Origin of the sequence: Burkholderia sp. 22PA0099, assembly GCF_047497165.1 — a bacterium.
Lineage (GTDB): Bacteria > Pseudomonadota > Gammaproteobacteria > Burkholderiales > Burkholderiaceae > Burkholderia.
The window spans coordinates 307543-326967 of record NZ_CP163164.1 but is presented as its reverse complement, the minus strand read 5'-3'; the positions used below and the strand labels follow the sequence as shown (position 1 = coordinate 326967).

The following is a 19425-nucleotide window of genomic DNA, read 5'->3' as shown; positions in this document are numbered from 1 at the left end:
TTGTCCCGGCCGATGAGTACCGAGGCGTTGGCGGTGGCCATCGAATCGTTTTTGGCCGGCATCAGCGTGGTCGGCGCAAGCGCGCACGAAAGCGCATAAAAAAATACCTCGGACCAGCATCGGACCGAGGTTGAGTCGCATCCTGTCCATTGGCACGAGTCGGATGCGGCTTGGAGTATAGGAAACCTAAGGATGTCTTTCAATTCGCAAATCCGAGGATGCGCTCTGTTAGTGCACCCCGGCTCGCGAACGCCGCTGCGGCATTTCTCGTCCACCAAAGAAAAACGGCCGATCTCGGAAAGAGAGTGGCCGTTCATGACTGCTGGTGTTTCATGGAGCGGGGCGCGCAGGCCAGGTTTGAAGCCGATATTGCGGCGCGTCACCGTCACGTTCCAGGAAACGGATTGTTGCAACGTAAACAACAAAGATTCAGGCCGCTTCGATCGTCCGGTGGGCAGATCAGGCTTGCGCCAGGAGCGAAAAAAGGCCCGGGCGCCAGGCGCCCGGGCTAAGCCTTCCCTGACGGGACGGCGGAGGTTTGGGGCCTGAAAACGGCGACGAGTCCGTTGCCGGACTCGTTACCGAAGCGAGGCTGCCGTACGGGCAACCCCGGAGCTTGCTGCTTAGTGACCGTAGTAGATCGAATCGTGAGCCGGCGTAACCGTGGCTGCCGGGCTGCCCGAATGGACCACCGGGGCTGCCTGCGAACCGTAACCGCTCGTGTCCGGGCCGGCCACGCGGGCTTCCGCGGCCTGGATGTCTTCCGGGTAGTACGGGCTTGCGACGCCCGGATGATAACCGGCCTTCTCGAGTTGGACCAGTTGCGCACGCACTTCGGCGCGGGTCACAGGGCCGTTCTGGGCGGTTTGGGCGAATGCGGCAACCGAAGCGGTCAGGGCGGTAGCGGCAACAACTGCGGCGATGAGCTTATTCATACAACCTCCGAAATTTTATCTGGTATGTCCGCTTGCGGCGTTTTGTCGTCAGCGGTTGATGTGAATCGTAGACCTCGGATCACCTAGGGTAAATACTGGTTTTGATCATAGATCGTTGCTTAAATCGATAAAATCGCAGGGCGGAAATGGTCTGATGAATGCGTGGGTCGCAACGATGGAAGCGTCGTGGCGGCGCGGTGCGAATCGCGGCTGCACGGCCATGCGAAGCATCGCGCGCCGGCGTGCGGGTCGCACGTGCGCGCGTAGGAAGAAGCCAGGAGGGGGATTTGATGTGCTCGGTGCGCCCGCGCACATAACCAGCAGGCACACCTAAGCATGGTGCGCCGCCGACTGGCGAGCACAAAAAGAAAACGCCGCGAATGTATCGCGGCGCGATGTTTCGGCCTTACTTGCCGCTGTGCAGGCCGAGCACCTGGGAGGCGGAGATCATGGCGCCCGCATTCGCAGGCGCCGGACGCTCGGCAGGACGAAACACTTCGTCGCCGCGCTGGATCACTTCGCGGGACAGTGCGCACGTGCCCGTGCGTTGCGCGAAGCGGCGGCGCCAGCGCTGTTCGCCGTAGTGGCAGCGGCCGGGTTCGACCCAACGAACGACGAGCAACGTGTCCGATTGTTCGAGAATCTCGACGTGAACGTCGGCGGGATCGCGCAGGGGTATCGATTTGGAAGACTTCATTTGCCGTTTCCTAAAGCTCGTGCGGTATCGGCCTAGGCAGTATTTGCAACTGCGTTTTGTCGATTCCGTAGCGGTTTCCAATGAGAATCTGGAGCTAAATGTAAGCGCCCTCGGCAAGAAAAAACATCCTGTCTGGATCGAATTACATTTTGCCAATTTAGAAACAATCGATCGGCAGGTTTGTGGGCGCACAAAGAAAAAACCCCGGAGGGGATCCGGGGTGGAAAAAAGAACGAGCGGCACGGCAGGCTTCTTACTCGCATAGACGCCTGGGGTGAATCCCGTGCTGAGGTGGCTCGCCCTTGGAGACGGTTCAGTGCACGTCGTACATTGATCGGCCGTTGATCGTGAACGGGTCTTGCGCCCGTTTTCCTGCTTCGGCCGTCATGCGCGGCTGTGCACCGTATCCGGATGGCTCGGCGCCGCTTTGCTCGCTGCCTGGCTGGGCGGCGGCGGAAACGGGCTGCGACGGGGCTTGCGAGGCGCCGTCCGCTGCTTGGGCGGACGATGCGAAGGCCAGCAGCACGCACGCTGCGGCGACAATTCCTGGCTTGCGCATCTTGTTCGGGCTCCTCATGGATCGTCGGCAACGCGCGGGCAAATTCGCCGCGCCGGGTGCCGTGCATCTCCGGACAGACGCCATGATGCACGGCGCATGCCGATAGCAGCGTGACGCCAACATGGCGATTTCGTCAGAAATGTCGGAGGAATGCGGTTTCGCCGATCGAAGCATGCCGAATAAGATAAATCCTTAAACACTGCGTTGCAGATTTACGGCTATTCCTGAGGAAATTCTGAGGATCGGGTAATGCGCCATTCGATCCGATAATCGACACGGCCGAATGGATTTTCGAATGGCGTGCACGAATTCCGTGCTCAGCGTGCGAAGCGGGCCGCGTCGAACGGCGTGAGATCGACATCCGGGCGTTCTCCGCAGATGGCCTGTGCAAGCAGCCGCCCGGTGATCGGCCCGAGCGTCAGGCCGTGATGGTTGTGACCGAACGCGAACCACATGCCCGGATGATGCGGGGCCGCGCCGATCACCGGCCGCATGTCCGGCGTGCACGGGCGCAAGCCGAGCCACGGCGCGTCGTCGAGCCGCTCGCCGAGGCCGAACGCCGGGCGCGCCAGGCGTTCGGCGCGGGCGAGCTGGATGCCGGTGGGCGGCAGCGAGCGCCGGGCCAGTTCGATGCCGGTCGTGAGCCGCAGGCCGCGCTGCATCGGCGCGATCACGTAGCCGTGTTCGATGTCGACAACCGGTGCGGACAAGCGCGGCGTGTCCGATGGCGGTGCGTAGTGCATGTGATAGCCGCGCTTGTCGCGCAGCGGGATGCGGTAGCCGAAACGCGCGAATACGCTGTCCGACCAGGGGCCGAGCGCGATCACGGCCTCGCGCGCAGTGGTGTCGCCGTCGGCCGTCGTGATGCGCCAGCCGCCGTCGATGCGCGCGAGCGTGGCGGCATCGCCGAGCAGGAACCGGCCGCCTTCGCGTTCGAACAAGCCGGCATAGGCCGCGACCAGCGCGCCGGGATTCGACACGGCTTTCGGATCGAGCCAGTGAATCGCGCCCGCGAAGCCCGCGCGCAGCGACGGCTCCTGCGCGCGCAGCGCGGTGGCGTCGAGCACCACGTGGCGCAGGCCGTGCGTGCGCGCCAGGCCCGCGGCTTCCGCGATGCCATGATCGAGCGCGTGCGGCGAGCGGAACGCTTCGAGCCAGCCGCTGCCGCGAATCAGCGCGGCGGCTTCGGGGCTGCGCGCGGCCAACGCGTCGTGTTCGTCGACGCTGCGCTCGATCAGCGGACGCATGTCGCGTGCGGCCGCGGCGTGCCGGGCCGGCGCCGATTCGTGCCAGAAACGCAGCAGCCACGGCGCGTAAGCGGGCAGCGAGCGCGGATGCCAGTACAGCGCGGTGGCGCGGTTCGTCGCGTAACGCATCAGCGCCAGCGGGTTGCGCGGGAACGCATACGGCATGACCGACGAGCGTTCGATCAACCCGGCATTGCCGAAGCTCGTGCCGAGCCCCGGCGCCTGCCGGTCGATCAGCGCGACGCGCCGGCCGCGATCCTGCAGATGTTGAGCGACCGATACGCCGACGATGCCGGCGCCGAGCACGATGACGTCGAAATCCATGAGGTGACTTGGGCGATGAAGGTGTTGAACGTGGCGTGAGCGGAAGCGAGCCGAGCCGGCTCGTAATCGTCAGGAACCCGAATCATGGGCTAATGCGGGGAGAAGTCCGTATCGGCTGAGTATTCGATCACCAGATCCGAAGCGGCCACCGCCACGCACGGCAGAATCCAGCCTTGCGCGCGTTCCTCGCGCGTCACGCCGGGCCATTCGACGCGGTACGTCACGCTGCCGCTGACCATCCGGCACAGGCAGGCTCGGCATACGCCGTTGCGGCACGAGCGCGGCAGCGACAGCCCCTCGAAGCCGGCGGCTTCGAGCAGCGATAGCGAGTCGGGCGCGTCGAAACTCGCGCCGAGCGGTTCGACGCGGACGCGGAACGGGCGTTCGGATTCGGTCATCGGGGGCGGGCGAACGGGAGGCGAGCCCGCCAGCATACCCGAAGCGCGGCGTGGCTTGCCGTGGGGGTCAGGCGTCGCCGCGCCGCCGTCGCAGATGCCGGTAGACGGTATTGCGCGCAAGGCCCAACTCGCGCGCGGCGGCGGACACGTTGCCCTGATGGCGCGCGAGCGTGCAGTCGATCAGCGAGGCCTGCTGCGCGTCGAGCGTGGTGGCGGAGGCGCACGCGGCCGGCGAGGTGGCCCACTCGGCCGCGCCGTCGGGGCAGTCGAGCCAGAAATCCTCGGGCAGATGGTCGAGGCCGATCTCGGGCGCATCGTCGGCGAGCATGCCGGCCGTGCGCAGCACGTTCGTCATCTGCCGCAGGTTGCCGGGCCAGCGGCAGCGCGCGAATGCGGCCAGCACGGCGTTCGAGACGCGCGACGGCACGGCGTCGGCGCGGGCGAGGCGGGCCAGCACGCGCCGCACCAGTTCAGGCAGATCGGTGCGCTGCGCGAGCGGCGGCAGCGTGACGGCCAGCCCGTTGATGCGGTAATAGAGATCGTCGCGAAAGCGCTGGTCGGCGATCATCGCGCGCAGGTCGCGGTGCGTCGCACACACGATCCGTACGTCCACCGGCACGGCGCGGCCGCTGCCGAGCGGCACCACCGCGCGCTCCTGCAGCACCCGCATCAGCCGCACTTGCTGGGCCGGCGGCATGTCGCCGATCTCGTCGAGGAACAGCGTGCCGCCGTCGGCCTGCACGATGCGACCGGGGCTGCCGCGCCGGCGCGCGCCGGTGAACGCGCCGTCTTCATAGCCGAACAGCTCGGCCTCGATCAGCGAATCGGGCAGCGCTGCGCAGTTGACGGCGACGAACGGGCCGTCGCGGCGCGGCGAGGCGCCGTGCAGCGCGCGCGCCAGCCATTCCTTGCCGGTGCCGGTTTCGCCGAGGATCAGCACGGGCAGATCGCGCCCGCGGATCTTCGCAACACGTTGCAGGATCGCGGCCATGCGCGCGTCGCCGGTGTCGAGCGTGGCGAAGGTGATCGCGTCGGCATCGGGGTTGGCATCAGGCACGGCCGGTTTCACCGCGGTTTCCGGAGTTGGCGGCACCGCAACGGAGGCCGTGCGCGCGGCGACTCGGTCGCCGGTGCGGCGTGTCTGTGCCTGCTCGCAGCGCGCCAGCACGCGCACGCCGGTCTGCAGTGTCAGCGCGACAGTCGCGCCCGGATCGCGTGCGGCCCGGTCCGCCAGTTGCGCGAACGAGATACCGAACAATTCATCGCAGCTTCGCTCCTGCAACGCACCGAGCGATGTACCGAACTGGAACAGCGCGCTGCGGTTGGCCGCGAGCAGGTTGCCGTCCGCGCCGAACGCGGCGAGCCCGCCGAACAGCGAATCGACGAATTCGGCATGCGCGTGGAAATGCACGCGCAACGCGGCGTCGCAGGCGCTGGAGAACAGGTGATTTTCGATCAGTTGTGCAGACATCCTGACCAGCGCGAGCGTGTGCGGGCCGAAGCCGCGCGGGTCGCCGCTGACGTCGAGCGCGCCGAGCAAACGGCCGAACGGATCGACGATCGGCGCGCAGGAGCAGGACAGCACATGATTGGCGCGCAGGAAATGTTCGTCGCCGTGCACGGTCACGGCCTGGCGCGAGGCCAGCGCGGTGCCGATCGCATTGGTGCCGCGCGCGGTTTCGGCCCACGACGCGCCGGGGCGCAGCGCCACGCGGTTCGCCTTGGCGACGAAATCGGCGTCGCCGATGCTGTGCAGGATCATGCCGTCATGATCGGTCAGGAGTACGAGGCTTTGGGTATCGGCGATCTGGGCGTGCAGCGCGTCCATCACCGGGCGCGCGAGCGTATAGAGCGAGCGGCTGCCGTCGATCAGCTCGCGCAGCGCATGCGCCGACAGCGGCGCGTAGTCGGGCCGGTCGGCGGCGCGCAGGCCGATCGAGGCCGAGCGCGCGTGCGCCTGCGCGATGACGTCGAGTCGGCTGACCGTGGCAGGCAGCACGGAGGATTGCGGCATGTCGTGTCTCCAGGGAAGCGTCGGCGGCGCTCCGATCCTTGTTTGATGGGCGCCGTGCAGCACGCCGCTCGCGTCATGATACAAGCGCCACCCGGCGTGCGCGACCGCGATTCGCCGCTGCGGCGGCGCGGCAAGCCGATGGCGCCCGGCGGCACGGCACTCGGGGCGGACGGGTGGCCTGGTTTGTTGCGCAGTGCAAAACGATGGCGAACGGGCGCGTGAATTCGTCAGCGGCTGTTGAAAACCGCGGGCGTGGCACATGCAGGCAGCGCGGCATCGGGGTTTGTCCCGTCAGTCCTTGCGTGTGCGCGCATAGCGTCTACAGTGAAAGGCAACCGGCTCGATCTCCTGCGCGCCTTCCGCCGCGCGCCACCCTGCCGACCGTTCCGCGCTCGCCCCGGCCGCCCCGGCCCGCAATGGTGTGCGCGGCCTTTTGCATTCTCGTCACGACAAAGGCGCCCCATGCAGATCCTCTTCCCGAACGAAGCCCCCGAATACTCGGGGCCTGAACTGACTTTGTTATTCGCGGCGATGGTGGATGGCGAGCGGGTATGTTGCGAGATTACCGCCGAGGCGCTGGAGTCGCATTTCGGCGCGGCCTCGGCGCGTTCCGAGGACATGCTTGGCGCCTTCGCGAATCATCGTCCGCGCATCGAGGCGGCCGCGCGCCGGCTGCTGGCCGATACGCGTGCGCAATGCGTGACGCTGCGCAGCGGTTATGTACGCTTCCACGAGGCGAACCTGCGCTGATCGCGCGAGCGGGCGGGGGCCGGAAGCCGGCGCTCGCCTTCATCGCCATTCATTATTCAGGATTGCGAGAGAATATTCGTGCCGCGCGGGGTGGTTACGGCCGTGCGCGGGAGAAGCCGTGTCGCGTTTCCGCTTCCGAGGCGGGAGCGTCGGGCTGCGCATCGGTATCGAGCGCGCGATTGAATTCCGCGGCCCGCACGCGAATTTTCTGCGCATAGGCCTGGGAGCCGCCGTAGCGGCGCATCGCGACGTCGAGATCGCCGTTCGCGCCCTGCATGTAACCGTAGAGAATCGCCGAGCCGATCTTGATGTTGGTGGTGGGTTCGGTCAGATCCTGATTGCGCACCAGCCCGCGATGTACCGACGGCACGACCTGCATGAGCCCGGTCGCGCCGTTCGCGCCCTTGGCCTTTTCCCGGAAGCGCGACTCGATCGAGATGATCGCGAGCAGCACGGCCGGCGGCAGCGAATACTTGGCGGAGGCGAGCGTGACGGCGTCGGAGATTTGCTGCGCCTTCTGCTTGGCGACGCCGAACTTGCGGATCAGATACGTGGAGACGGGGCCATGCGGGGTGGGCGCTTCGGCATCGAGCAGCAGGCCCGAGGCGGGCACGGCCGGGGCCGAGGCCAGTTGCGAAAACGAGGCAGCCACCGCGCCATCGGCCGAAGCAGCGGCCAGCGCGGCCGACGCCGTGCATGCGCAGCCCAACAGGAGAACGATCGAACAGGTGAGCTGCCGCATGGATCTCGGGGAATCGAAACCGGGGCGCACAGTATATCGATCTGCGCCCGCACCGGCATAGTGCTCCGAAACGCCGATGCCGCCGGCTGCCGTGCGCGTCAATCCGCGCCCAGGTAGAAGTAGCGGAACAGGAACACCACGGCGATGATCCAGACCACCGGCTTGACCTGTTTCGCGCGGCCCGTCAGCAGCTTGAGGCCGGCGTAGGCGATGAAGCCGAACGCCACGCCGTTTGCGATCGAGTAGGTGAACGGCATCAGCAGCGCGGTGAGCGCGGCCGGCACGGCTTCGGTGGCGTCGTCCCAGGGCACGTCCACCATGTCGCGCAGCATCAGGCAGGACACATAGAGCAGCGCCGGCGCGGTGGCGTAGGCGGGCACCACGCCGGCCAGCGGCGCGATGAACAGGCAGGCCAGGAACAGCACGGCGACGGTCACGGCCGTCATGCCGGTGCGCCCGCCCGCCTGCACGCCCGAGGCGCTTTCGATATAGGCCGTGGTGGACGAGGTGCCGAGCAAGGAGCCCGCCACGATCGCCGTGCTGTCGGCCAGCAGCGCCTTGTTCAGGCGGTGCATCTTGCCGTTGACGAGCAGGCCCGCGCGGTTCGCCACGCCCATCAGCGTGCCGGTCGCGTCGAACAACTCGACCAGGAAGAACACCAGGATCACGTTGATCACGCCGGTCGACAGCGCGGCCTTGATGTCGAGCTTGAACAGCGTCGGCGAGATCGACGGCGGCGCGGAGAAGATGCCGTGGAATTGGTTGCCGCCGAAGAAGAACGACAGGATGGTGACCGCGACGATGCCGATCAGGATCGCGCCGCGCACGCGCAGCGCGTCGAGCGTGACGATCACGAAGAAGCCGACGATCGCGAGCAGCGTGGTGGGTTCGTGCAGATTGCCGAGCGTGACGAGCGTGGCGGGGCTGCCGGTGATCACGCCAGCCGTCTTCAGCGAGATGATGCCGAGGAACAGGCCGATGCCGGCCGTGATCGCCACGCGCAGCGTCTTCGGGATGCCGTTGATGATGGCCTCGCGCACGCGCAGCAACGTGACGATCAGGAACAGGCAGCCCGAGATGAACACCGCGCCGAGCGCCGCCTCCCAGGTGAAGCCCATGCCTTTGACGACCGCGTAGGCGAAGTAGGCGTTCAGGCCCATGCCCGGCGCGCAGGCCACCGGGTAGTTCGCGTAGAGGCCCATGATCAGCGACGCGAGCGCGGCCACGATGCAGGTCGCGACGAACACCGATTCCTTCGGCATGCCCGCATCGCCCAGGATCGCCGGGTTCACGAAGATGATGTACGCCATCGTCAGGAAGGTGGTGACGCCCGCGAGCAGTTCCGTGCGCAGGTCGGTTCCGGCTTCCTGGAAGCCGAAATACCGTTTGATCGAGTCCATGAAGTGGCTTCTCCGGTCGGTGGTCGGTGGTCGTGTCGGTGCTCGACGTATCATGTGTTCGGGGCGGCGCGGGCAGTGCCGCCGCGCGCTTGGCGGCCGCGATTGTAAACGCAGTGCGGCCATGCGCCTATTGCCGTTGCCGTTGCCGGCGAGCGCCGGGGCGCGTTACGATGGCCGCGGCGCGCCCGCCCCGCCTGCGCGGCAATACGCGCGTCATACGATACGTCGCCAAAATACCTGAGAGCTCATGCCCAACCATCATGCCGCGACGCGAATGCGTGGCTTGCCGCAACGATGCGCCGCACTATTGCAACGGCCTTTCCTGTCGAGCGGCGGATCGTCTGCCGAGGCATCGAATCTTTCAATTTCATTGCTTGCGCCGTGGCGTCGAACGCGTGCCTATTCGTTGCACACGCAACCATATCGAAATGAAGCGAATTCCGGCAGCGGGGCGATGCGATGAACCATTCCGATCTGCCGCCGTGGATGCCGATCGCGCTCGCCGAAGCCGGCGTGACGCGTCATGGCCCGGGAAGCAGCCACCCGCGCATCGTCGAATACAACGGCATGACGAATCTCGTGGGCTACGACGACAAGGTGTCGTGGTGCTCGTCGTTCGCGAACTGGTGCATCGCACGCGCGGGCCTGGCCGGCACCGGCTCGGCGCTCGCGCGTTCGTGGCTCGACTGGGGGCGGCCGCTCGATACGCCGCGCTATGGCTGCATCGTGGTGCTGACGCGCGACGATCCGGCAAGCTGGAAAGGGCATGTCGGCTTCTATCTGCGCCATGAGGGCGAGGCGATCGTGTTGTTCGGCGGCAATCAGTTGGGGAGGGTGCGGGAACTGGCTTATGACGGCGCCTCGTTGCTGGGGTATCGCTGGCCGGTGGGCGGGTAGGGTGCACCGCGATTGTGCATATTGCACATCGCGGCACACCGCCGAAATGCTCCGTATCGCACATACGCCGCCGTCGAGCGCGGTTAAATTCGCAGCGAAGCCTTGCCGTGCAACGCGTGGCGCGCGAAATCCTGATTCGAAACCCCCGTAAAAAACGGGTTCAGGATGTAAAAGATTGCAAGGTGCTATCGCGCAAATCGGGCTGGGACACTACGATAGGGCGGTGGGTTAAACGGTGCCGTACCTGGAATTCAGGCTCGGCCACAAGCACTACCGGTATTCGCCGGGTGACCACAGCCCGGCTTCCCGTTCGAATTCAACGGTCGATACGGAGGTCAGCATGATGAACTTGATCAGTCGTTGGGCAATGCGGCACGCCCCCACTCCCGAGAAATCCGCCGCTTCGATGCTCGTGACGGCACGCATGGAATTGTTCACGGCCGAACAGCGCGTGATCGATGCGAAGACGCAGGCCAATTATTGGCGCACACGCGTATCGTTTCTCGAGGAAGTGCAGAAGCAGGGCATCGACCCGTGGGTCGGCACCACGGCGCAAACTCCGGAGCCTGCTCCGTCGGGCGTCGCACGCGGCCCCCGTCTGGCGGCCAGCACCTGAGTGCCCGTGTAGCGCGGTTTGCGTCGTCCAGCGGCGCGAACCGCGTTTTCTTCAAGACTGCTTGCTATTCCTCGCCGCGTTCGCGGTGAACCCTCCTCATTCCGTCCCGCCCGCTTCGGCATCTCGTTCGCGCTCGCGATACGCGGCCGGGCTCAGTCCGCTCCATCCTCGAAACGCCCGATAGAACGCGCTCGGCTCCGCGAAGCCGGCGGCGGTCGCCACGTCGGCCACGGTCAGCGTGAGGTCGGCCAGCGCGGCGCAGGCGATCTCGTAACGCAGCGCATCCTTGATTTCCTGATACGACGCGCCCTCGTGGCGCAGCTTGCGCCGCAGCGTCGCCTCGGCCACGTGCAGGCGCGCGGCGAGGCTGGCCGCGTCGGGCCAGTCGGCCGGCGCGGTGGCGCGCAGCACGGCGCGCACGCGGCTCGCCAGCGAATCGGGGTTGCGGTACTTGACGATGAAGTTGCCGGGCGCGTTGCGCAGGAAGGCTTTCAACGAAGGCGGCGTTTGCACCACGGGCAGCGTGGCGAACGCCGGGTCGAGATCGACGTAGGCGTCGGGCGAATCGAAGCGCAGGTCGTCGCAGAATATTTGCCGGTAATCGCGCGGCACCTCGGGGGCGGGGCTGCGCAGGCATGCGGTCAGCACCGGAATGCGCCGCCCGATCAGCCAGCAGGTCAGCCCGTAGACGAGGATGAAGAACGTCGCGTAGACGAACGCGGGCGGCCGTGCCTCGGCGTCCCGATGCACGAAGCGCAGCCGCACGCGCGTGGCATCCACCTCCAGTTCGGCATGCAGATCGTCGAGCACGCAGCGCATCATGTTCAGCGCGCGCGACAGCCCGCCCATGCCGGTGCGCGCGCCGAGCGCGGCCTCGCTCATCGCCACGAACGCGCCGCTGCGCATCGGGTGCGAATCCTGTCCGAAGAATTCATCGTCGAGCGTGCGCGCGATCGCGTTCCAGAGCGCGCCGTACTGGCGCGCGCCCACGTGGGCGTCGGGCGCGTCGAGCAGGCCCGGCGCGATGCCGGCCTGCGCGAGCAAGGCCTCGGGATCGGCGCCGCGCCGGCACGCCAGCGCGAGGCTGGTGGCCACGAGGCGGACGGAAACGGTTCCCTTGTCGGTGGTTTTCATGCGAGCGCGGCGTGCTGCGGCGGCACGATATGGCCGCCACGAACACGGTATGGCAAAAACGATCATTGTAATTGAGTGCGGCGAGCATCGATACCGCGCCGTTCGTTGCCTACACTGCCTTTACCGGCGCGCCGCCGCACCGCAACCCGCCCGGCGCGCGACACACCAGATCACGAGACAAGGCACGCCATGGATGCGCTCTACACCGAAGATCAACGCATGATTCGCGACAGCGTGCGCGATTTTTCCACCGAAGTGCTGGCCCCGAACGCGGCGCAATGGGATCGCGACGGCGCGCTGCCCGATCGCGTGATCGCGCAGATGGGCGAACTGGGCTTGCTCGGCATGGTGGTGCCAGCCGAATGGGATGGCGCCTACACCGATTACACGGCCTACGCGCTGGCCGTCGAGGAAATCGCGGCCGGCTGCGCGTCCTGCGCCACGCTGATGAGCGTGCAGAACTCGGTCTGCTGCGGCCCGATCCTCGGTTACGGCACCGACGAACAGCGCGAGCGCTGGCTGCGCCCGCTCGCGTCGGGCCGCATGATCGGCTCGTTCTGCCTGACCGAGCCGCAGGCCGGCTCCGAGGCCAACAACCTGCGCACGCGCGCCGTGCTGAAGGACGGCCAATGGGTGCTCGACGGCAACAAGCAATTCATCTCGAACGCGTCGCGCGCCGGCGTGGCGATCGTTTTTGCCATGACCGATCCCGACCTGGGCAAGCGCGGCCTGTCGGCGTTCCTCGTGCCGACCGACACGCCCGGTTTTCAGGTCGGCAAGCCCGAGAAGAAGCTCGGCATTCGCGCGTCGGACACCTGCCCGGTCACGCTGACGCATTGCGCGATCCCCGAAGCGAACCTGCTCGGCGCGCGCGGCGAGGGGCTGAAGATCGCGCTCGCGAACCTCGAAGGCGGCCGCATCGGCATCGCGGCGCAGGCGGTGGGCATCGCGCGCGCCGCGTTCGACAAGGCACGCCGCTATGCGTCGGAACGCATCCAGTTCGGCAAGCCGATTGCCGCGCATCAGGCGATCGCCGAGAAGCTCGCGAACATGGTCACGCAACTGAACGCGGCGCGGCTGCTCGTGCATCATGCGGCGCGGTTGCGCACCGAGGGCCTGCCGTGCCTGTCGGAAGCTTCGCAGGCCAAACTGTTCGCCTCCGAGATGGCCGAGGCGGTATGCTCGGACGCGATCCAGATTCACGGCGGTTACGGCTACCTGGCCGACTACGACGTGGAGCGCCATTATCGCGACGCGCGCATCACGCAGATCTACGAAGGCACCAGCGAAGTGCAACGCATGGTGATCGCGCGGCAGCTCTAGCATCGCGTGCCGGCAGGCGGCACGCATGAATCACGAAGATGCACGACGACGCACGATAACGTGCGCGAGACCGAAGGAGACGACACGATGACGGCACAGGCATTCCTCGACGCCCGCGATTTCCTGCTGAGGCACCGCACCGATTACGACACGGCATATCGCGAGTTCCGCTGGCCGAGCGTCGAGTCGTTCAACTGGGCGCTCGATTATTTCGACCCGATGGCGCGCGGCAATGCGCGGCCGGCGCTGTGGATCGTCGATGCGGCGACGGGCGCGGGCGAGCCGGTGTCGTTCGCGCGGATGTCGGAACAATCGTCAAGGATTGCGAATCACCTGCGCGAGATCGGCGTGGGGCGCGGCGATCGCATCCTGCTGATGCTGCCGAATCGCGTCGAGTTGTGGGAAACCATGCTGGCGGCGATGAAGCTCGGGGCGGTGGTGCTGCCGGCCACCACGCAACTGTCCGCCGACGATATCCGCGACCGCGTGTCGATCGGCGGTGCGCGCTACGCCGTGATCGATGCCGACGAAGCGGCCAAGTTCGACGAGGCCGGCGTGAACCTGACGCGGATCGTGGTAGGCGGCACGCGCGACGGCTGGCTGCGTTACGACGACGGCTACGCCGCATCGGCCGAGTTCGTGCCCGACGCACCCACCCACGCCGACGACACGCTGCTGCTGTATTTCACGTCGGGCACCACCTCGAAGCCGAAGCTCGTCGAGCACACGCATCGCACCTACCCGATCGGCAGCCTCTCGACGATGTACTGGATCGGCCTGCAACCGGGCGACATCCACTGGAACATCAGCTCGCCGGGCTGGGCCAAGCACGCATGGAGCTGCCTGTTCGCGCCGTGGAATGCGCAGGCCTGCGTGTTCGCGTTCAACTACACGCGCTTCGATCCGAAGCAGGCGCTCGACACGCTGGTGCGCTACGACATCACCACGCTGTGCGCGCCGCCGACTGTCTGGCGCATGCTCGTGCAGCAGCCGCTGGCCGATTACGCGGTGAAGCTGCGCGAGATCATCGGCGCGGGCGAGCCGCTCAATCCCGAGATCATCGAGCGCGTGCGCCGCGCCTGGGGCATCACGATTCGCGATGGCTACGGCCAGACCGAAACCACCTGCGTGATCGGCAATTCGCCGGGCCAACCGGTGGTGGCCGGCTCGATGGGGCGGCCGATGCCCGGCTATCGCGTGACGCTGCTCGACCCCGACGGCGCACCGGTCGAGGAGGGCGAGGTGGCGCTGCCGCTCGACGGCGAGTGGCCCGGCGGCCTGATGCGCGGCTACGCGAACCATGCTGAAGCGACCGCGCAGGCGATGCGCGACGGCTTTTACCGCACCTCCGACATCGCGCTGCGCCGCAGCGACGGCTACTACCTCTACATCGGCCGCGCCGACGACGTGTTCAAGTCGTCCGACTATCGCCTGAGCCCGTTCGAACTCGAAAGCGTGCTGATCGAGCATCCGGCGATCGGCGAGGCGGCCGTGGTGCCGAGCCCCGATCCGCTGCGGCTGTCGGTGCCGAAAACCTTCATCACGCTGCGCGCCGGCTACGAGCCGGGCGAGGCGCTGGCGCGCGAGATCTTCCGCTTCTCGCGCGAGAAGCTGGCGCCGTACAAGCGCATCCGCCGCCTGCAGTTCGCCGAGTTGCCGAAGACGATCTCCGGCAAGATCCGCCGCGTGGAGTTGCGACGGCGCGAGATCGAGCGCGATGCCGATCCGGCGGCGCGCATGCCCGACGAATACTGGGAAGAGGATTTCCCGGCCTGAAGGCGGCCGAACATGCAGCCGGAAACATAGGATGACGTAGCAACCGGGAGACGCATCATGAAGATCGGATTTGTCGGCCTCGGCCACATGGGCGCGCCGATGGCGCTGAATCTCGTCAAGGCGGGCCACGATGTGCAGGCGTTCGACCTCAATGCCGACGCGCTGCGGCTGGTGGCCGACGGCGGCGCGACGCTGGCTGCGTCGGCCCGCGACGCGGCCGCCGAGGCGGCCTGCGTGATCACGATGCTGCCCGCCGCCGCGCACGTGCGCGCAGCGTTGACGGCCGACGACGGTGTGCTGGCCGGCCTCGCGCCGGGCGCCACGGTGATCGATTCGAGCACCATCGACCCGGCCAGCGCGCAGGCGTTCGGCGCGCTGGTCGAGGCGCGCGGCGGCCATTTCGTCGATGCGCCGGTGTCGGGCGGCACCGGCGGCGCGGCGGCCGGCACGCTGACCTTCATGGTGGGCGGCAGCGCCGAGGCATTCGCGCATGTCTCGCCGATCCTGAGCGGGATGGGCCGCAACCTCGTGCATTGCGGGCCGGTGGGCATGGGGCAGGTGGCGAAGATCTGCAACAACCTCGTGCTCGGCATCTCGATGGCCGGCGTGGCCGAGGCGATGGCGCTGGGTGCGGCGCTCGGCATCGATCCGAAGGTGCTCGGCGGTATCCTCGGCACCTCCACCGGCCGCTGCTGGAGCGCCGACACCTACAACCCGTACCCGGGCGTGATCGAGACGGCACCGGCCTCGCGCGGCTACACCGGCGGCTTCGGCACCGACCTGATGCTGAAGGATCTCGGCCTCGCCGGCGAGGCGGCGCGACAGGTGCGCCAGCCCGTCTATCTCGGCGCGCTCGCGCAGCAGCTTTACCAGACCCTGAGCAGCCGCGGTGACGGCCGGCTCGATTTCTCGGCGGTGATCCGCCTCTACCAGATGCCGGAAAAACAGGAATCCCGATGATTGCATTGAACGACACCGACGGCCGCACCGCCGCCACCGCCGCCGCCACCGCCGCCGCGCCCGAAGTGACGATGCGCGTGATCAACCGTGTCGCCGTGGTCACGCTCGACCGGCCGGCCGCGCTCAATGCGCTGTCGCACGCGATGGTGCGCGAGCTGGCCGTGCTGATCGAACGCTGCCGCCGCGACGACGCGATCGTCGCCGTGGTGCTGCGCGGCGCGGGCGGCAAGGGCTTTTGCGCGGGCGGCGACGTGCGCGCGCTCTATCGCGAGGCCCAGGCCGGCTCGCGCGACTGGATCGGCTTTTTCGTCGACGAATACCGGCTCGATTACGCGCTGCACACGTTCCCCAAGCCGCTGGTGGCGCTGATGGACGGCATCACCATGGGCGGCGGCATGGGGCTCGCGCAGGGCGCGGCGTTGCGCGTCACCACGGAGCGCAGCAAGATCGCGATGCCCGAGACGCGCATCGGCTTCGTGCCCGATGTGGGCGCGACGCATTTCCTGTCGGCGCTGCCGGTGGAACTGGCGCTCTACATCGGGCTGACCGGCGTGACGCTGTCGGGCGCCGATGCGCTGGCCGCGCGGCTGGCCGACGCATGCGTGCCGGGCGCGTGGCTCGATACGTTCGAGCAGCGGCTCGAACGCGCCGATTTCACCGGGGCCGATCTGCCCGGCGCGTTGCGCGCGGTGTTCGAGCCGCCGGCCAACGTCGTGCCGCACGCCGCGCTCGAAGGCCAGTTGCCGTGGATCGTGCGGCACTTCGATCGCCGCTCGAGCGTCGAGCGGATCGTCGCGACGCTGCGCCAGGAACTCGACCGCGACGAAACCGGCCGCGAATACCGTCAATGGCTGCTGGCCACGCTCGATGCGCTGCTCGGGCATTCGCCCACCATGCTGGCGGTGACGCGCGACGCGCTGCTGCGCGGGCGGCAGATGACGCTGGCCGAAGCGTTTCGCATGGAGCTGGAGATCGGCGTGCGCGCGATCGAGGAAGGCGATTTCATCGAGGGCGTGCGGGCGCATCTGGTCGACAAGGATCGCCGGCCGCGCTGGTCGCCGGCCTCGCTGGCCGAGGTGAGCGGCGAGCGCGTGCGGCATTTCCTGTCGTCGCCGTGGACGCCCGATACCCACCCGCTCGCCGATCTGGGGCGCGACTGAGCAACCGTCTTGTGAGTCAAGCGATATGAAAGTCGGGATTCCAGTCGACGCGATGTTTTGCGACGGCATTGATGATCGTCAGCAGCTTGCGCATGGCGGCGACCAAAGCGACTTTCTTTCGCTTGCCTGCGAGGACGAGACGTTGGTAGTACTCGCGCAGCACAGGGTTGTAGCGCACGCCAGTGAGCGTGGCCATGTACAGGGTGCGACGCACGTCGGCGCGTCCGCCCCAGATGCTGCGCTGACCGCGCATGAGCCCCGAATCGCGATTCAGCGGCGCCACGCCGACCAGTGCTGCGATGCGTCTGCGATCGAGCTTGCCCAGTTCGGGCAGCTCGGCGAGCAGCACGGCGACGCTGGTCGAGCCGATGCCAGGCACGCTGCGCAACGTGCGCGCCAGTTCGGCATGATGATGCGCAACGTGCGCGGCGACCTCGGTATCGCTGTCGTCGAGCTCCTTTTTGAGGAAATCGATGACGCGTTCGAGGCTGGCCCGGGCTGCAGCATGGGCAAGCCGCAAGCGTTGTCGCTCGCCGGTGATCATCTGGACCAGTTGCCGACGCCGCAGCACCAGGGCTTGAAGCCGCTGGAGTTCGGCATCGGCAAGCGGTTTGACGAAACGCTCGCGCTCGGGATGCTGGTGCAGCACGCGAGCGAAGGCGGCCAGCATCCTGGCGTCGAGCGCATCGGTCTTGGCCAGCACGCCCATGGCTCGCGCAAAGTCGCGCGCCATGCGAGGGTTGACCACGGCGACGGCCAGGCCCACGGCTTGAAGTGCGCACGCAGCCTCGAACTCGTAGCCGCCGGTGGCCTCCAGCACGATCAGCGCCGGCTGAAGTTCACGCAATTGACTGACCAGTTGTTCGATGCCGGCCGCGTCGTTGGTTGCCTGCCACGTCGCAGTTTGCGTGCTGGTGGCCACCTCCAGCGTCCGGCTCGACACATCGATTCCCACGAAAACAGTATCGGACACGTCCCTTCGCTCCCATCCTTGTTTATGCGAACTCTACATTCCTACAACCGTTCGGGCTGCAAGAAAGGACGGTCCAACCCGGGCGCCCAGTGCTCAGTCACGGGCTTCGTGTTTCAACCCAGAGGCCGCTCGGGCTACCCGAGTTGGTCCGAGGCTTAAAGATACAAGGCCTATGCCGCCGAGGCGGAATCGATAGTCGAATTGATTGGTTGGCCGCATCGAACCGCAAACCTAGCATGAGTCGAACGCCCGGCCGGAGCTTGCTCCGGCCGTTCCGTCCTTTCATGCGAGGAATCCGTCGATGAGTCACGAGCCGATCAGCCAGCCGCCCGACGCGCTGAAATTCGCCTACTGGGTGCCCAATGTCAGCGGCGGCCTGGTGGTCAGCAAGATCGAGCAGCGCACCAGTTGGGACGCCGATTACAACCGCAAGCTCGCGCAACTCGCCGAGCGTCACGGCTTCGATTACGCGCTGTCGCAAATCCGCTTCACGGCCGGTTACGGCGCCGAATATCAGCACGAATCGGTGGCGATCAGCCACGCGCTGCTGGCGGCCACCGAGCGGCTCAAGGTGATCGCGGCGATCCTGCCGGGGCCGTGGCACCCGGCCGTGGTCGCCAAGCAACTGGCGACCATCGATCAACTGACGGGCGGGCGCGTGGCCATCAACGTGGTCAGCGGCTGGTTCAAGGGCGAATTCACGGCGCTCGGCGAGCCGTGGCTCGAACACGACGAACGCTACCGCCGCTCCGAGGAATTCATTCGCGCCGTGCGCGGCGTGTGGACCGAGGACAACTTCACGTTCAAGGGCGATTTCTACCGCTTCAACGATTACACGCTGAAGCCCAAGCCGCTTCAACAACCGCACCCGGAAATCTTCCAGGGCGGCAATTCGGCGGCCGCGCGCAAGATGGCGGCGGCCGTGTCCGACTGGTATTTCATGAACGGCAACACGCTCGACGGCCATCGCGCGCAGATCGACGAGATCAGCGCCGCCGCCGCGCAGCAGGGGCGGCGCGTGCGCTTCGGCGTCAATGCGTTCGTGATCGCGCGCGATACCGAGGAAGAAGCGCGCGCCGTGCTCGACGAGATCGTGCGCCATGCCGATGTGGACGCCGTGAACGCGTTCGGCCACGCGGTCAAGCAGGCCGGCAAGGCCGCGCCCGACGGGCAGGGCATGTGGGCCAACTCCACGTTCGCGGATCTCGTGCAGTACAACGACGGCTTCCGCACCAACCTGATCGGCACGCCGCAGCAGATCGCCGAGCGGATCGTCGCGTTGAAGGCGATCGGCGTCGATCTCGTGCTGGCCGGCTTCCTGCATTACCACGAGGAGGTGGTGTATTTCGGCGAGCGCGTGCTGCCGCTGGTGCGCGAACTCGAGCGCCAACGCGAGGCGCAACCGGCGTGACGTGATGCCGCGAGCCGGGCATGCGATCGCAGTTTTGCCCGGCTGTTTCGACAGGTTTTCAAGCCTCGACTGCAATCGCAGTTTTGCGCCGCCATTCGTTGCTGCGCCT

General features: G+C 67.0%; 19 protein-coding genes. 8 read left to right on the top strand and 11 right to left on the bottom strand.

Translation table 11 applies throughout. The features are described 5' to 3' along the window. Window positions 1-623: 623 nt before the first annotated feature. The 6 genes from AB4851_RS01490 to AB4851_RS01465 all read right to left on the bottom strand — a co-directional run bounded on the left by AB4851_RS01490 (window position 624) and on the right by AB4851_RS01465 (window position 6174). On the bottom strand, window positions 624-935 hold the full coding sequence (locus AB4851_RS01490) for a DUF4148 domain-containing protein (RefSeq protein ID WP_414441324.1): 312 nt from the start codon (window positions 933-935) through the stop codon (window positions 624-626). 406 nt (window positions 936-1341) lie between these two features. Beyond that, window positions 1342-1632 carry a DUF3331 domain-containing protein gene (locus tag AB4851_RS01485; protein ID WP_414448129.1) on the bottom strand — a complete coding sequence of 97 codons (291 nt, stop codon included), beginning with the start codon at window positions 1630-1632 and terminating at the stop codon, window positions 1342-1344. Between the two features lie 313 nt (window positions 1633-1945). Beyond that, window positions 1946-2191, bottom strand: a complete 246-nt coding sequence (locus AB4851_RS01480; RefSeq protein ID WP_414448128.1) for a hypothetical protein — start codon at window positions 2189-2191, stop codon at window positions 1946-1948. A 317-nt stretch (window positions 2192-2508) separates the two neighbouring features. Further along, window positions 2509-3762: an NAD(P)/FAD-dependent oxidoreductase gene (locus AB4851_RS01475; RefSeq protein WP_414448127.1), complete on the bottom strand. Its 1254-nt coding sequence runs from the start codon at window positions 3760-3762 to the stop codon at window positions 2509-2511. A gap of 89 nt (window positions 3763-3851) precedes the next feature. Beyond that, entirely contained in the window at window positions 3852-4160 is a 309-nt protein-coding gene (locus AB4851_RS01470; RefSeq protein WP_414448126.1) for a 2Fe-2S iron-sulfur cluster-binding protein, read from the bottom strand. Between the two features lie 67 nt (window positions 4161-4227). Beyond that, on the bottom strand, window positions 4228-6174 hold the full coding sequence (locus AB4851_RS01465) for a sigma-54-dependent Fis family transcriptional regulator (protein WP_414448125.1): 1947 nt from the start codon (window positions 6172-6174) through the stop codon (window positions 4228-4230). A 462-nt stretch (window positions 6175-6636) separates the two neighbouring features. Between AB4851_RS01465 and AB4851_RS01460 the strand changes: the two genes are divergently transcribed. Then, the gene (locus AB4851_RS01460) at window positions 6637-6924 is read left to right on the top strand and encodes a DUF1488 domain-containing protein (protein WP_414441330.1); all 288 of its coding nucleotides are present in this window, start codon (window positions 6637-6639) and stop codon (window positions 6922-6924) included. 94 nt (window positions 6925-7018) lie between these two features. Here the strand turns inward: AB4851_RS01460 and AB4851_RS01455 are convergent, their stop codons facing one another. After that, window positions 7019-7666, bottom strand: a complete 648-nt coding sequence (locus AB4851_RS01455; protein ID WP_414448124.1) for a transglycosylase SLT domain-containing protein — start codon at window positions 7664-7666, stop codon at window positions 7019-7021. A 98-nt stretch (window positions 7667-7764) separates the two neighbouring features. Next, a complete protein-coding gene (locus AB4851_RS01450) occupies window positions 7765-9066 on the bottom strand; it encodes an NCS2 family permease (protein ID WP_414448123.1) in 1302 nt (433 codons plus the stop codon). 459 nt (window positions 9067-9525) lie between these two features. On the opposite strand from AB4851_RS01450, the gene AB4851_RS01445 reads away from it, so the two are divergent. Continuing rightward, window positions 9526-9963, top strand: coding sequence for a TIGR02594 family protein (locus AB4851_RS01445; protein WP_414448122.1), 438 nt, complete (start codon window positions 9526-9528; stop codon window positions 9961-9963). A 270-nt stretch (window positions 9964-10233) separates the two neighbouring features. On the opposite strand, the gene AB4851_RS01440 is transcribed toward AB4851_RS01445, so the two are convergent. Next, window positions 10234-10389: a hypothetical protein gene (locus AB4851_RS01440; protein ID WP_414442053.1), complete on the bottom strand. Its 156-nt coding sequence runs from the start codon at window positions 10387-10389 to the stop codon at window positions 10234-10236. Between AB4851_RS01440 and AB4851_RS01435 the strand changes: the two genes are divergently transcribed. Next, the gene (locus AB4851_RS01435) at window positions 10331-10579 is read left to right on the top strand and encodes a hypothetical protein (protein WP_414441954.1); all 249 of its coding nucleotides are present in this window, start codon (window positions 10331-10333) and stop codon (window positions 10577-10579) included. The genes AB4851_RS01440 and AB4851_RS01435 overlap by 59 nt on opposite strands. Before the next feature lie 96 nt (window positions 10580-10675). On the opposite strand, the gene AB4851_RS01430 is transcribed toward AB4851_RS01435, so the two are convergent. Continuing rightward, window positions 10676-11713: an AraC family transcriptional regulator gene (locus tag AB4851_RS01430; protein WP_414448121.1), complete on the bottom strand. Its 1038-nt coding sequence runs from the start codon at window positions 11711-11713 to the stop codon at window positions 10676-10678. Between the two features lie 189 nt (window positions 11714-11902). Between AB4851_RS01430 and AB4851_RS01425 the strand changes: the two genes are divergently transcribed. The 4 genes from AB4851_RS01425 to AB4851_RS01410 all read left to right on the top strand — a co-directional run bounded on the left by AB4851_RS01425 (window position 11903) and on the right by AB4851_RS01410 (window position 16932). Then, window positions 11903-13036 carry an acyl-CoA dehydrogenase family protein gene (locus tag AB4851_RS01425; RefSeq protein WP_414448120.1) on the top strand — a complete coding sequence of 378 codons (1134 nt, stop codon included), beginning with the start codon at window positions 11903-11905 and terminating at the stop codon, window positions 13034-13036. A gap of 87 nt (window positions 13037-13123) precedes the next feature. Further along, window positions 13124-14812: an AMP-binding protein gene (locus tag AB4851_RS01420; RefSeq protein WP_414448119.1), complete on the top strand. Its 1689-nt coding sequence runs from the start codon at window positions 13124-13126 to the stop codon at window positions 14810-14812. 57 nt (window positions 14813-14869) lie between these two features. Beyond that, the gene (gene mmsB, locus AB4851_RS01415; RefSeq protein WP_414448118.1) at window positions 14870-15772 is read left to right on the top strand and encodes a 3-hydroxyisobutyrate dehydrogenase; all 903 of its coding nucleotides are present in this window, start codon (window positions 14870-14872) and stop codon (window positions 15770-15772) included. Continuing rightward, the gene (locus AB4851_RS01410) at window positions 15769-16932 is read left to right on the top strand and encodes an enoyl-CoA hydratase/isomerase family protein (protein ID WP_414448117.1); all 1164 of its coding nucleotides are present in this window, start codon (window positions 15769-15771) and stop codon (window positions 16930-16932) included. The genes mmsB and AB4851_RS01410 overlap by 4 nt, the downstream gene beginning before the upstream one ends. A 16-nt stretch (window positions 16933-16948) precedes the next feature. On the opposite strand, the gene AB4851_RS01405 is transcribed toward AB4851_RS01410, so the two are convergent. Then, window positions 16949-17905, bottom strand: a complete 957-nt coding sequence (locus AB4851_RS01405) for an IS110 family transposase (RefSeq protein ID WP_414446788.1) — start codon at window positions 17903-17905, stop codon at window positions 16949-16951. A gap of 301 nt (window positions 17906-18206) precedes the next feature. On the opposite strand from AB4851_RS01405, the gene sfnG reads away from it, so the two are divergent. After that, window positions 18207-19316 carry a dimethylsulfone monooxygenase SfnG gene (sfnG, locus tag AB4851_RS01400; protein ID WP_414448116.1) on the top strand — a complete coding sequence of 370 codons (1110 nt, stop codon included), beginning with the start codon at window positions 18207-18209 and terminating at the stop codon, window positions 19314-19316. Window positions 19317-19425: the final 109 nt, after the last annotated feature.